The organism is Nonomuraea sp. NPDC050786 (genome assembly GCF_040654115.1).
GTDB lineage: Bacteria > Actinomycetota > Actinomycetes > Streptosporangiales > Streptosporangiaceae > Nonomuraea.
Window position 1 is genome coordinate 66,070 of sequence record NZ_JBFAHJ010000028.1, and the last position, 13,489, is coordinate 79,558.

Annotated in this window: 10 protein-coding genes; 5 read left to right on the forward strand and 5 right to left on the reverse strand. The window is 71.3% G+C overall.

Going from position 1 to position 13,489, the window contains the following annotated elements:
• Window positions 1-35: 35 nt before the first annotated feature.
• The 4 genes from AB0H84_RS38635 to AB0H84_RS38650 form a co-directional block, all read right to left on the reverse strand.
• Window positions 36-2,273 carry an Orn/Lys/Arg decarboxylase N-terminal domain-containing protein gene (locus AB0H84_RS38635; RefSeq protein ID WP_357616013.1) on the reverse strand — a complete coding sequence of 746 codons (2,238 nt, stop codon included), beginning with the start codon at window positions 2,271-2,273 and terminating at the stop codon, window positions 36-38.
• 388 nt (window positions 2,274-2,661) lie between these two features.
• Window positions 2,662-3,084, reverse strand: a complete 423-nt coding sequence (locus tag AB0H84_RS38640) for a hypothetical protein (protein WP_357616016.1) — start codon at window positions 3,082-3,084, stop codon at window positions 2,662-2,664.
• A 94-nt stretch (window positions 3,085-3,178) separates the two neighbouring features.
• Entirely contained in the window at window positions 3,179-3,793 is a 615-nt protein-coding gene (locus tag AB0H84_RS38645; protein ID WP_357616018.1) for a hypothetical protein, read from the reverse strand.
• Between the two features lie 98 nt (window positions 3,794-3,891).
• On the reverse strand, window positions 3,892-4,614 hold the full coding sequence (locus AB0H84_RS38650) for a TetR/AcrR family transcriptional regulator (protein ID WP_357616021.1): 723 nt from the start codon (window positions 4,612-4,614) through the stop codon (window positions 3,892-3,894).
• Between the two features lie 115 nt (window positions 4,615-4,729).
• Between AB0H84_RS38650 and AB0H84_RS38655 the strand changes: the two genes are divergently transcribed.
• The 3 genes from AB0H84_RS38655 (at window position 4,730) to AB0H84_RS38665 (ending at window position 10,055) form a co-directional block, all read left to right on the forward strand.
• Complete coding sequence (locus AB0H84_RS38655; RefSeq protein ID WP_357616024.1) at window positions 4,730-6,001, forward strand: hypothetical protein; 1,272 nt, start codon at window positions 4,730-4,732, stop codon at window positions 5,999-6,001.
• An 89-nt stretch (window positions 6,002-6,090) separates the two neighbouring features.
• Entirely contained in the window at window positions 6,091-6,507 is a 417-nt protein-coding gene (locus AB0H84_RS38660; RefSeq protein WP_357616027.1) for an RNA-binding S4 domain-containing protein, read from the forward strand.
• A gap of 194 nt (window positions 6,508-6,701) precedes the next feature.
• Entirely contained in the window at window positions 6,702-10,055 is a 3,354-nt protein-coding gene (locus AB0H84_RS38665; RefSeq protein ID WP_357616030.1) for a beta-N-acetylglucosaminidase domain-containing protein, read from the forward strand.
• Between the two features lie 133 nt (window positions 10,056-10,188).
• Here AB0H84_RS38665 and AB0H84_RS38670 read toward each other — a convergent pair whose 3' ends face one another.
• Complete coding sequence (locus AB0H84_RS38670) at window positions 10,189-10,812, reverse strand: TetR family transcriptional regulator (protein WP_357616033.1); 624 nt, start codon at window positions 10,810-10,812, stop codon at window positions 10,189-10,191.
• An 81-nt stretch (window positions 10,813-10,893) separates the two neighbouring features.
• Here AB0H84_RS38670 and AB0H84_RS38675 point away from each other — a divergent pair, with 81 nt between their 5' ends.
• On the forward strand, window positions 10,894-12,312 hold the full coding sequence (locus tag AB0H84_RS38675) for an FAD-dependent oxidoreductase (RefSeq protein ID WP_357616036.1): 1,419 nt from the start codon (window positions 10,894-10,896) through the stop codon (window positions 12,310-12,312).
• Window positions 12,313-12,454: 142 nt separating this feature from the next.
• Window positions 12,455-13,474, forward strand: coding sequence for a LacI family DNA-binding transcriptional regulator (locus AB0H84_RS38680; RefSeq protein WP_357616039.1), 1,020 nt, complete (start codon window positions 12,455-12,457; stop codon window positions 13,472-13,474).
• Window positions 13,475-13,489 lie beyond the last annotated feature (15 nt).

A 13,489-nucleotide genomic window follows, 5' to 3' on the forward strand; every position in this document is an offset into this window, starting at 1 on the left:
ATCCATTTTTGCCGGCCTAGAAAGCGCGCACGTGGTCAGTTCTTGAGGACCTCCACCCAGTAGCGGCCGTCGCCGTCACGGTGCGCGCCGTGGATGTCGGTGGCCAGGTCGGGGAAGGCCCGGTCGAAGTCCTCCAGGGCCCGCAGATAGGTCATCAGCGGGCCGTCGTGCGGGCCGGTCGCCTCGCCGGGCATCAGCATGGGGATCCCGGGCGGGGTGACCACCACCGTGGCCGCGGCGACCCGGCCCGGCAGCGCGTCCAGCGGGACGCGCTCGGTGCGGCCCCGGATCATGGCCTGGTAGCAGTCGGCGGGGGTGGACACGGGCTCGGGCAGCGTGGTGAAGACCTGGTCGAGCAGCTTCCCGACCTCGGAGTCACGCAGCCGCTCGTGGGCCAGCGTGCAGAACTTCTGCAACGAGATCGCGGGCGGCCCGAAGCCGGGCAGCACCTCCGCCAGGGGCAGGTCGTCGTCGTAGGCGTTCTTGAAGTCGGTGAGCGCGTCGATCAGCGTGCCCCACTTGCCCTTGGTGATCCCCATGGAGAACAGCACCAGCAACGTGTGGTCGCCGGTCTTCTCCACCACGATGCCGCGCCGCTCCAGGTAGGCGGCCACGACGCGGGCCGGGATGCCCCACTCGAGCGTGCCCGCGGCGGCGTCGGCGCCCGGGCAGGTGATCGTCACCTTGACCGGGTCGAGCAGGCAGTAGCCCTCGGACATCCCGTCGAACCCGTGCCACTCGGCTCCCGCCTCCAGCGTCCAGCACCGGGGCTCGGCGCACAGCAGCGCCGGGTCCGCGTCGGCGAACGAGACGGTCTCGCCGGTGCGCGGATCGGTGACCGCAGGGGGCTGCCAGACGCCGAAGAACCAGCCGGGCCGCCGGCCGTCCTCGCGGAGGCGGGCGGCCAGGCGCACCATCGCCTGGCGGAACCGGACCGCCTCGACGATCGCCTCCCCGGTGAGGAACGGCCCCGACGGGCCGTCCATCATCGCCGCCGCGACGTCCAGCGAGGCGATCATCGGGTAGAGCGGCGACGTGGAGGCGTGCATGAGATAGGTCTCGTTCAGCGCGTCGTAGTCGATCGGGGCCCGCTCCGCGGGGCGGACGTGCAGCATCGCCGCCTGCGACAGCGCGGCCAGCAGCTTGTGCGTCGACTGGGTGGCGAACACGGTGGGGCGATCGGGGCCGGGCAGCGTGCGCTCGTCGATGGCCATGCCGTACCGGCCGGCGTAGAGCGGGTTGAACCGGGCGTAGGCGAACCACGCCTCGTCGAAGTGCAGCCGCGGCACGCTGGCGCCCAGCAGCTCGCCGACCCGCACCGCGTCGTAGCACACCCCGTCGTACGTGGAGTTGGTGATCACCGCGTACGACGGGCCGCCCGTGGCGAGGAGATGTGCGGCCACCCGCGCGCGGACCGCGTCCGCCTCCAGCGCGGCCGGCGGGACCGGGCCCGCCAGCCCGAGCCCGTTGCGCTCGGGCACGAGGTAGACCGGGCGGGCGCCGCTGATGGCCAGCGCGTGCTGGACGGACTTGTGGCAGTTGCGGTCCACCAGCACGGTGTCGTCACGGGCGATCGCGTGGTGGCCGACGATGCGGTTGGCGGTGGAGTTGCCGTTGACCACGAAGAACGTGCGGTCGGCGCCGAAGACGCGGGCGGCGTTGCGCTCGGCATCCCCGATGGGGCCGGTGTGGTCGAGCGGCGAGCCGAGCTCGGCGACGGAGATGGACAGGTCGGTGCGGAGCAGGCGTTCACCGTAGAAGTCGAAGAACGCCCGGCCCACCGGCGACTTGAGGAACGCCACGCCGCCGGCGTGCGCCGGCGTGTGCCAGGAGTAGCGGTGGTGATCCTCGAGGCGGCGCAGCGCGCCGAAGAACGGCGGAAGGATCTTCTCGGCGTACTGGTCGGCCGCGTAGGCGATGCGCCCGGCGATGAAGCGCGGGGTGTCCTCCAGCGGGAAGACGTAGCCCTGGATGACCTCGTACACCCAGAGCGGGAGCTCCTGCTCCTGGGTCATCAGGAAGACGGGCAGGCCGCGGAAGCGCCGGGCCACCGCGCCCAGCAGTTCCTCGGCCCCCGGCGCTTCCCATGCCGCGAGGACCGCCGTCAGCGACGCGTCCGACCCGACCACCGCCAGGGCGTCCTCGGCCCGATGGGTCCAGCGCACCTGGAGACCGAGCTCGTCCATCGCCGCGCACACGCGGCGGAGCTGCTCGGCGAGCGCCGAATCGGCGTCGGGGCGTTCGGTGACGGCGGCCAGAACCGTTCGTTCCATGCGGCACTCCATGATCGGGGGAAGGGACGGTGGTCCTATCGCGATGGTAACGGTGTGCGGCCGAATGGCAACCCAACGTGATGATCGCTCCATGGAGTCAACCGTGCGGCAGCCGTTCGCCGAGATGGGGGCCACCGCCTCCGCTCACCTGATCCCAGTGGAGCCCGTGATGGATCCCGGTAACGGCGAGTGGAGCGGATCCTGGCTGCGCCAGCCGCTCAACCCTTCAAAATCGCCGCCTCGATCTGCCCGGTGATCCACCGGACGGCCCGGTCGACGCCCCAGCCGAACGTGTCGGCGGCGAGGACGAACTGGTCGTACCGGTAGTAGAAGAAGATGATCTCCGCCCGTCGTCCCTGGAGATCCCATCAGCGGGTCGCCTACCGGATCATCGAGGCGTTCGAGGCGGCCGCAGCTTCCCCGTGGCGACGAAGCCGACTGCGACCCGGTAGAAACTGGCGATCGACTCGCCGTCTTCCGCCCCGGAACGGAACTGCTTGCGCACTTTCACGAACGGGAAGGCCACGCTGCCGTCCGGAAGGAGCACCCCCCACCCGTCATCCTCTGACCTGCACCAGCTGCCGCCCGTAGCGGCGACGATGCATGCGCCCAGGAACGAGCCGAGCACGCCGACCAGGCCGCCGATCTGCTCCGGATCGAAGTCGGGGCGCGACCGCTGGCGCTCGATGAAGCCATCCACCCACTCGACCGACTCCTCGTTGAGACCGAAGTCCACGTCGCTCACCGGCCCGAGCCGGTCGATGGCGAGGCTGACGTTCGCCTCGATCTGCCGCAGCTCCTCTTCGTTCATCCGAGGATGGTGACATCAGCCGCAGATCCGATCAATTCACTTTCCGGTACGGCGACCGCCGCCCTACTCGGGGAGGCGGTCGCCAGGGGCGGTATCAGGGGTAGTACGCGGCCAGCTTGGCCTTGATCTTGGCGACGGTGCCGTCGAAGGGCACGGGCTGCGGATCGCCGTGCCGGTAGTCGAGGAGTTGGACGGCGTACACGGCGCGGCCCTGGCGGACCATGGCGACCCAGAAGTGGTACGTCATGGTCGAGTACGGGTTGGTGGCGGCGGTGACGCGGAGGATCTCCACGCCGTCCGCCTCACCCACCTTGGCGACCTCGGAGACCGCCGTGCCGCTCTCGCCGGGCGGGTTGCGGTCGACGCAGGTGGCCAGGTCGGCCCGCCACCGCCGCTCGAAGGCCGCCGCGTCGTCCGCGCTCGGGAAGACCCAGACGTCGTTGTAGGAGTGGAACCACGTCGGCGTGGAGAACCTGGCGCTGATGCCGGCGCTCGCGCCCGTGCCGCGCCCGTACTCCCAGCAGGACGGGCCGGTGACGCCGGGCTCGGAGTACGGGTTGACCCATGGGTCCCCGTACGACTCGCCGACCGGGGGCTGATCCGCCTTGGTCAGCAGCACTCGGCGGTCGACCCCGTCCTCGGTCGCGCCCGCCTGGGCGGTCGAGGGGGGCGCTGCCACGGCGGTCGCGGGGAGGGCGGTGAGAAGCATCGCGGTGACGACGGTGACACCGCCCAGGGCGGCCGGGCTGCGGCTAAGGGCATGAGGCGTCCTCTCTCCGAAGCTTGGACCAATTCCAGGACAGTCGTTCACGACAGGCGCAGGTCGGGGCTCCGGGTGAGCCCGAGGAGGCCGAGCAGGTCGTCCATCATGTGGTCGAAGAGCGGCTGCGGGTCGTCGAAGGCGAATCCGTGGTGTCCGTAGACGGCCATGCAGACCAGCCCGTAGATCTGCCGCCAGCAGACGACCATGAGGAACGCCACGCCGATGGGGAACTCCAGGCCGACTTCCGAGCGGTAGGTGCGCAGCTGTGCCGCCAGCACGGGGTCGATCTCCTCGTCCGCCGGGCAGGCCAGCCGGCCCTCGTTCCACAGACGGGCGAACAGCCGCCCGAACAGGCCGCCCAGCTCGCGCGCGATGACCACCGGGATGCCCTCCTCCGACGCGGCGACCTTGGCGTAGCCGGCGCCCATGAGCAGGTCGAACTCGACCTTGTTGGCCACCGACCAGTCGAGCACGGCCTGGGTGCCGGCGTGCAGCTGGGCGCTGAGGTCGTCAGGGTCCTGGCGCCGCACGGCCCGCTCCACGGTGTCGATGAACTCCGCGGTGATGTCGTCGTAGATGGCGCGTACGAGGCCCGCCCTGCCGCTGAAGTAGCGGTAGAGGGCCGGGGGCGTCACGCCGACGCCGCGGGCCACGGCGGCGAGGGTGAGGCCCGCGATGCCCTCCTCCGCGGCGATCCTGCGGGCGACGACCTTGGCCTCACGTTCGAGTTCGGCCCGCAGTCGTTCCCGTCGCGTCAACGCTGTCACCCGACCATCTTGTCGGGTCTCGGCGGCCCCGGCGACTTGCAGTGAAGGGTCGATACATGGTTAATGGTATTCACTCTTTTATGGATCATCATTGAAGGCGTGAAGGAGCCCTTGGATGCGTTCCCGTAGAGGTGGCTGGCCGGTGACGGCCGTCGCGATCCTCCTGGCGGCCACCGGCTGTTCGGCGGCCCCCCGCCCCGCCGCCCTGTCACAGCCCAGCCCGCGCGTCTCCGTCACCCCGGACGCCAGGAAGACGGCACTGGCCGAGACGGCGAAGCGCTTACCGGCCGTGCTCGCCGCCCAGGGGCCGGTCGCCTGCTCGTGGAATGAGGACGGGTGGCGGGCCACGGCCTACGACGACGCGTTCCGTACCCCTGTCGCCGACTTCTCCAGCGTGACGCTCGCGCCGCTCCTGACCGAGATCGCCGCGAAGGCGGGCGGGGAGAAGGCCGTCGTCCAGAGCCCGTGCGACGAAGAGGTCGATCCCGGCGTCAACCCGATCTCACCGGACGGCCGCCGGATCGCCGTCCAGGTGGACTTCCCCTCCGACAGCGACCCGACGCACGTCGGCTGGCTCGACCTCGGCACCGGGACGTTCGTGGACCTCACCGACCGGTCGAACAAGAAGGGATACGTCAAGGAGACGTTCTCCGACGAGAACCCCGGGTTCGCGCCCGACGGGTCGTTCTGGTTCCTGCGCGACTCCCAGCAGTTCTTCTCGGCGGGCCCGGACGGCCGGCTGACTCCGCGCAGGGTGAGCCTGGCCTGCTTCAACAACAGGCACGAGTCCACCTTCTACCGCGTCGTGGGCTCGGTCGCCGTCCTCTGCCCGGGCACCATCCATCCCTCCGGGAGGTTCGCGGCCAACCCCAGCCGGGTGGCCGTGGGGTGGAACCTGTTCCAAGGGGCCGAGCTCGAGCTCCTCGCGAACACGGTGGAGCGCTACGAGGACGCTCCGCTCCAGCTGCCGTTCGGCATGAGGATCGTCATGCGCGACGGCGGCCTGCGCCACTGCGACCCGCTCGCCTGGCTCAACGCCACCGACCTGCTCTGCCTGGGCGGGAGCAACGACCTCTACACCGCGCGGGTCAACCCCGGGCTCGCCCGGGACGACATCGATCACATCCAGCACACCGAGGTGAAGGTGAAGAACAAGATGGCCCCCGAGACGGAGACGCCGATCATCTCGGTGGCCGTCTCCCGGGACCGCCGCTCCCTGATCATCGCGGCCGGTGAGAACAACGACACGGCCAAGCTCTACCGCGTCAGCCTGGCCTCCCCCTCCGATCCGGTGGAACTCGGCCCGATCCCGGCCGAGTCCAGGGAGCACTTCACTCTCCTCAGCAACTGGCAGCTGCCTGTACGCGTCGACGCCGCTTCGCACTGACTGGCACCCCGGCGACCCGGCTGACCCCCTGACCTCGGCCGGGCGAGGCTCGGATGCCGGCGGCGCGGCGCTGTCAGTACAGTGTCGGGGTGGCAGGTGAGCAGCTGAGTGCGCGCGTGGACAGTTGGATCTGGGCGGTGCGGCTCACCAGGACCCGTTCGATCGCGTCCGACGCCTGCCGGGGCGGTCACGTCCGGGTCAACGGGGTGCGGGTCAAGCCCGCGCACGCCGTACGGGCCGGCGACGAGGTCCGGCTGCGGCACGAGGGGCGCGAACGCATCGTGGTCGTCTCCCGCGTCATCACCAAGCGCGTCGGCGCCGCCGTGGCCGCCGAGTGCTACGTCGACAAGAGCCCTCCGCCTCCGCCCCGCGAGGAGACCGTGACGGTGGCGGTCCGGGCTCGTGGCGCGGGCCGTCCCACCAAACGCGAACGCCGCAGCATCGACAGGCTGCTCGGACGCCCGGCGGCGGAGGGGCGGCGGGACCGCCGCGCCGAGCCGGAGTGATCGAGCCGGCCTTCCGGCCGGCGGTGGGGGGCGGTGACCTCGTCCAGCACGGGATCAGGGACTGGTCTGGACCAGAAGTGCACGCAGCGGGCACTGGTATTGACCAGGAGAAGAGGCAAATGGTCGAATGGGGCGATTCGGCCCTCTTTTAGCGGGGTTTCGGGTCTTGGCTCCGATTCTGCCCAGGAGGACGCTTGCCTCTCAGCCGCCTGTTAGCCGGCGCGATCGCGACGACGCTCTCGCTCCCTCTCCTCATCCTGACCAGCTCATCCGCGCAGGCGGCCACCGCTCCTGTCAACCCGCCCGCCCAGCAGGTGGAGGGCCGCGACGACGGTTTCCCCCTCACCCCTGTGGTCGGGCTGGTCCGTACCAGACAGAGCGACCCCTCGGCGGAAGCCGTGGTCCGCCGCACCCTGGCCCGGGCCGGCGTCAAGCAGGTCCGCGCCACCTATGAGACCGATCCCCGCACTCCCGTCACCGTCTGGCTGGGCGACGGCGCCACCGCGCTCGGCCGCCTGGGTGTCGAGGACGCCACCGGCCTGCCCGCCGAAGGGTACGTGCTGGCGGCGGGCCGCGACGCGAGCGGCCGAAAGCACGTCGTGCTCGACGGCATCGACGCCGACGGCACCTACTACGCCGCGCTGACCCTCCAGCAGCTGGTCCGCGAGCACCCCGGCAACGACCGGGTGCCCGGTATCGAGGTTCGCGACTGGCCCGGCATGCGCTACCGGGGCTCGGTCGAAGGCTTCTACGGCACACCGTGGACCCACGAGGAGCGCCTGGCGCATCTCGACTACCTCGCCGCGCACAAGATGAACACCTACGTGTACGCGCCCAAGGACGACCCCTATCACCGCGACCGGTGGCGCGACCCGTACCCGCCGGAGAAGCTGGCCCAGCTCGGCGAGCTCATCAGGCGCGCGCAGGCGGGTCACGTCGACTTCACCTTCGCCGTCTCGCCGGGGCTGTCCGTCTGCTACAGCTCGCCGGGCGACGTGACGGCGCTGCTGGCCAAGTTCGACGCGCTGTACGCGCTCGGCGGGCGGTCCTTCACCATCGCCCTGGACGACATCGACTCAGGGCGGTGGAACTGCGACGGCGACCGTTCGAAGTACGGCGCGCCAGGCGGGGCGGCGACCGGCAGGGCGCAGAGTGAGCTGGTCAACGCCGTGCAGGCGTGGGCGGCAGGCAAGGGCGACGTCGCACCCGTGCAGATGGTGCCGACCGAGTACTACAACGTCACCGAGACCGCCTACAAGAAGGCTCTGCGCGAGCTCATGAGCCAGGACGTCATCGTGCACTGGACCGGCACCGCCGTCGTGCCCGAGAAGATCACCAAGGCGCAGGCGGCCCAGGCCAGGAAGGTCTTCGGGCACCAGATCCTGGTCTGGGACAACTACCCGGTCAACGACTACGCCGGGGGGCGGATGCCGCTGGCCCCGTACGACGGGCGGGAGTCCGGCCTGTCGGAACACCTGGCCGGCATCATCTCCAACCCGATGAACCAGCCCTCCGTCAGCCGGATCGCGTTGTACTCCTTCGCCGACTTCGGCTGGCACGACACCGCGTTCAACGCCGAGGAGTCGTGGCTGCGCGCGCTGAGCGAGCTGGCCGGGGGCGACGAGGCCCTGATCCGGGCCCTGCGCGACTTCGCCGACCTGAACTTCTTCGACGGCCGCCTGCACCGCACGCAGTCGCCCCGGCTGGCCGCCGAGGTCGCCGCGTTCTGGCCCGCCTGGCGCGAGGGGCGGCCGACCACGCTGCGGGAGCACGCCGAGCGCCTGGGCGCCGCGGTCAGACGGATCGACGAGAGACTGCCCGACCGGGCGTTCGTCGCCGAGGCCGGGTCCTGGCTGCGGGCGGCCGAGTTGTGGTCGAAGGCCATGGTGAAGGCTCTCGACGTCCTGCGAGCGGTACGCGACGACGACGGCAGGAGCGCCGTACGGGCCGCCGACCAGGCACGCGAACTCGTCGCCGCCGCGAACGCCGTCCGGGACACCCGCGTCCCGCACGACACCCAGGCGCCGCGCGTCGGCGACGGCGTGCTGGACAGGTTCGTCGCCGACGCGCTCGCCGAGCTGGACCGCTGGGTCGGCGTCACCTCCACCAGGCCGCGCGCCACCAGCAGCCTCGGCACCTACCAGGTCAACACCCCCGACCGGATGGTCGACGGCGACCCGGCCACGTTCTACTGGAGCAACAGCTCACCGGGCTCCGGCGACCACGTCACCGTGGACCTCGGCGCCTCCCGCGCGATCGGGGACATCACGCTGCTCATGGGCAAACCGGGGAGTCCGAACGACTACATCCACGCGGGGGCGCTGGAGGTCTCCCGTGACGGCGTCGCCTGGACGCGGCTGGCCACGGGCACGACCGCCGAGATCAAGGTGGCGGCGCCCTCCGGCACCGTGGCCCGCTACGTCCGCTACCGCGCCACCGCCGCCAACAGCACCTGGCTCGTGGTCAGGGAGTTCACGGTCCAGGTGAGCGACGACTCGGTCACCAGGATCACCGTCAGCGGCACCCCGGCGGGCACCGGCCTCGACCTGGCGGCCGACGGCGACCTGGGCACCGCGTACACGGCGGGCACGGCGCCGGCCCGGGGCGACGCACTGGTCGCGACCCTGTCCGGGCCGCGGCTCGTCGAGCGGATCCTGGTCGTCGGCACCGGATCGGCCGAGGTACAGGTGCGCGCCGACGGCCAGTGGCGGGCGATCGGATGGCTCGCCGGGCCGTACACGGACCTCGATCCGGAGGACGTGCGGACCGACGCCGTGCGCCTCGTCTGGACGCCCGGCGGACCGCCACCGCGGATCGCCGAGATCGTCCCCGTCTACGGCGACGGCTCCGCCGCCACCCTGATCGCGGACCCCGCGGCCATGGACGCCACCAAGGGCGTCGAGGCGACGGTCAGCGCCACGCTCGTCTCCGAGCGTGCGGCCGACGTCACCGGGACGCTCAGCGTCACCGGACCGGAGGGCTGGCGGGTGCCCGAGGACCGGCAGGTCACCGTGCCCCGGGGAGGAGCGCTGACGCTGCCGGTCGCGTTCACGCCGACCGCGTCGGGCACCCTGCGGATCGCGTTCACCCCCAGCCATGCGGAGCCGGTCGAGGCCCAGGTGACGGTCACCGCGCACCGTCCGGCCGGCGACGCCGACATCGCCCTGAGACGGCCGGTGACCGCGTCCTCGGTCGAAGGCGGCACCTCCTTCGCCGCCGCCAACGCGGTGGACGGCGACCTGGCCACCCGCTGGTCGTCCGCGCGCACCGACGGCGAGTGGCTGGCCGTGGAGCTGGCCCAACCGGTCGACGTGGCCAAGGTGACGCTGCGCTGGGAGGCCGCGTACGGCACGGCGTACCGGATCGAGGGCTCGGCGGACGGCGCCACGTGGCAGCCGCTGGCCACGGTCTCCGGCGGGGACGGCGGCCTCGACACGCTCTGGCTCGACGAGCCGAACCAGACCCGGTTCCTGCGCGTGCAGGGCGTCAAGCGCGCCACGAGTTACGGCTACTCGTTGTGGGAGCTGGAGGCATATCCCGCCTCCTGATGGGAGCTCTGTCCGTCCTATGTCGTGTCCGCGACCGCATGGCATGAGCACCCGTCCATGCGGTCGCGGACCGGCGCCTCGGCCCTCGCGGGCCGCCACCAAGATCGTGGCCGACGTCATCCCGTGAAGTTCGCTACAGGTGCCCGGCCAGGCCCTCGGACAGCAGTGCGAAGGCATGTTCGGCGTCGGCCACCGCCTCCGGATAGCGCTCGTCAGCGGACCGGCCCCCGTCCAGGGCCTGGGAGTTGTCCATCGTCAGCAGCCAGTGCGTGGCCACCAGGTGGGTGGCCGCCAGGCGCGCGGTCAGCACGGGCACGCCCGCGGTGTCCTGGAGCGCCTCCGCGAGCGCGTCCTTCGCACTCTCCTGAAAGCGGATCGCCCTCGATCGGAGCGCCGGGGTCTCCCGGACCATGCGGATGAGCGCGAGGATCTCCGGGACGTCGTTGAGGCCGGTGATCGGGTCGCGGTCGCGCAGGCCGGCCAGGAAGTGGTCGCGGAGGGCGGCCAGCGGCCCGACGCCCGGCGGGCGGGCGCGCACCACGCGGGCCGGCTCGGTCTCGTGGTCGGCGAAGCGGTGGACGACCAGATCCTCCTTGGCGGGGAAATAGGCGAACAGGGTCCGCTTCGACACTTCGGCGGCCTCCGCCACCTGCGCCACTGATACCTGGTCGAACCCGTGCTCAAGGAAGAGCGCGATGGCGGCTTCCGAGATGGCGGCATGGGTCCGTGCCCGTTTGCGTTCACGCAGCCCTGTCATGCCTCCACGATACAAGAACCTGCACTGGGACTTTTCTTGCGCTAGGTATATATTTGCACCTGGTCGAGTATTGGAGGAACGATGACCGAAGTGATCGTGGCGGGCGCGGGACCGACCGGACTGGCACTGGCCTGCGAGCTGGCTCTGGCCGGAGTGGAGGTCCTGGTGGCGGAGCGCCTGCCGCACCGGATCAGGCAGACCAAGGGCGGCACGATCCAGGCGCGCACCCAGGAGCTGCTCGAGCTCCGCGGCCTGCTGGAGCCGATGCAGGCCAGGGCGCTGTCACGCGAGCCGGCGGGCGGGCACTTCGCGCTGCTGCCCGTGCCGCTCGACTGCACGGCGTGGGACACCGCGCACCCCTACCCGCTCTCGATCCCGCAGTGGGAGGTCGAGGAGGTGCTGGAGGAACGTGCCGCGGCGCTGGGGGTCAAGGTGCTGCGCGAGACCGAGGTGACGGCCGTGGAGCAGTCGGACGACGGCGTGGTCGTGACGGCCGGCGACCGGCGGATCGAGGCCCGCTACCTGGTGGCCTGCGACGGCGCGCACAGTACAGTCAGGAAGCTGCTCGAGGTGCCGTTCTCCGGCAGGCCGGGGACGTACACGGCGGTGCTCGCCGACGTGCGGCTGTCGTCAGTGTCCGACCTCGTGCCGAAGGCTCTCGGGCACATCAGCACGATGACGCGCGAGGTCGACGACCACTGGGTGATGCTGGTGCCGCTGGGCGGCGACCGCTACCGGTTCACCGGCGGGGCGGCGGGCGAGGAGCCGGCCAAGGACAGGCCGGTCACGTTCGAGGAGATCGCCGGACTGCTGCGCATCGTGTACGGCGAGCAGACCGTGCTGGCCGCCGTGGACAACGCCTCCCGGTTCGGCGACGCCACCCGGCAGGTCGACAGCTACCGGGTGGGCGACGTGTTCTTCGCCGGCGACGCCGCGCACATCCACCCGCCCTTCGGCGGGCAAGGCCTGAACCTGGGCGTGCAGGACGCCTTCAACCTGGGCTGGAAGATGGCCGCCGTACTGCGGGGCCGGGCCTCGACCGACCTCCTGGACAGCTACCACGCCGAGCGGCACCCGGCCGGAGCCTGGGTCCTGCACATCACCCAGGCGCAGCGCGTCTTCGCCGACCCCCGCCCCGGCGCGGACGTCATCGAGCTGCGCAAGGTCTTCACCGACCTGATGCGCCTGCCCGAGGCCAACAGGCACCTGGCGGGCCTCATGTCGGGGCTGTCGCACTCCTACGACCTGCCCGGCGACCACCCGCTGGTCGGCCACCGGGTCGCCGGTCTCGATCCGTCGCTCTTCCTGACCGGCAGGCCCGTCCTGCTGGACCTGGCCGGGATACTCCCGCCCGACCTCGGCGCCACGCGCGCCGAGCCGGTGGCCGGTCTGCCCGGCGCGATCCTGGTCCGGCCCGACGGCTACGCTGCCTGGGCGGCGGACACCGATCCCGACCTGGACGCCCTCACCGGCGATCCGTGCTGGTCGCTCATGGCTTGAGGTCCGCATGGATATGATCAACCTGTCGGGTACGGCGCCGTGTGCCTTGTCTTCCGTAGAGTGAGAGCAGGCCGGGCGTACCGGCGACGCCACTCCCCTGCTCTGCCGGGACGCGTGGCGGTGATGACAGAAGGCGAAGGACATGAACCGGGCACCTGGCATGGTGGATGTGGCACGCGAGGCCGGCGTGTCCCACGTCACGGTGTCTCGCGTCCTGAACGATCACCCTTCCGTCCGGCCGGAGACCCGGGCGCGGGTCGAGGCCGCCATCGAGAAGCTCGGTTATCGCCGCAACAGTGTCGCCCGCGCGCTGAAGAGCCGCCGGTCCTCCACGATCGGAGTGGTGCTCGCCGGGGCCGAGCTGTACGAGCTGCCCCGCATCCTGCGCGGCGTGCAGACCGCGGCGCAGCGGGCCGGATACTGGGTCAACCTGGCCAGCTGGCAGGGCGGCACGACCAGGGATCTGGCCGAGACGCTGCAGCGGCTGACCGATCAGGCGGTCGAGGCCATCGCGGTCATCGCCGACCGGCCCATGGTGGTGGACGCCCTGGCCGACGTCGTCACCGGTGTCCCGATGACGGTGGTCATGTCCGGCAGCGTGCCCAATCCCGAGGTCGGCTTCGTCGAGCTGGATCAGGAGCACGGCGCGCTGCTCGCCGTACGGCACCTGCTGGAGCTGGGGCATCGCCGGCTCGTTCATCTGACCGGACGGTTGCGTACGTATGACGCCCGAGCCCGCGTCGAAGGCTGGCGAGCCGCGCTGAAAGACGCGCCGCAGGCCCAGGGCGAGCTGCTCGAGGGCGACTTCACCGGCAACAGCGGCTACCGGCTGGCGCACTATCTCACCACTCGCCCGACGGCCGAGCTCCCGACGGCGATCTTCGCCGGGAACGATCAGATGGCCATGGGGGTGCTGGCGGCCTTCGCCGAGCTCGGCGTGAAGGTCCCTGACGACGTCTCGCTCGTCGGCTTCGACGACATCGCCGGGGCGGCTTACCTGGTGCCGGCGCTGACCACCGTACGCCAGGATTTCGTCAGTCTCGGCGAGCGCTCCATCGAGCAGGTGCTGCGGATGATGCGGGGCGAGCCGGCCTCGTCGGAGCGGATCGCCCCCGAGCTGGTGGTCCGGCGGAGCACGGCGCCGCCCCGCTCAGCGCCCTGACGATGCCGGGCGGGC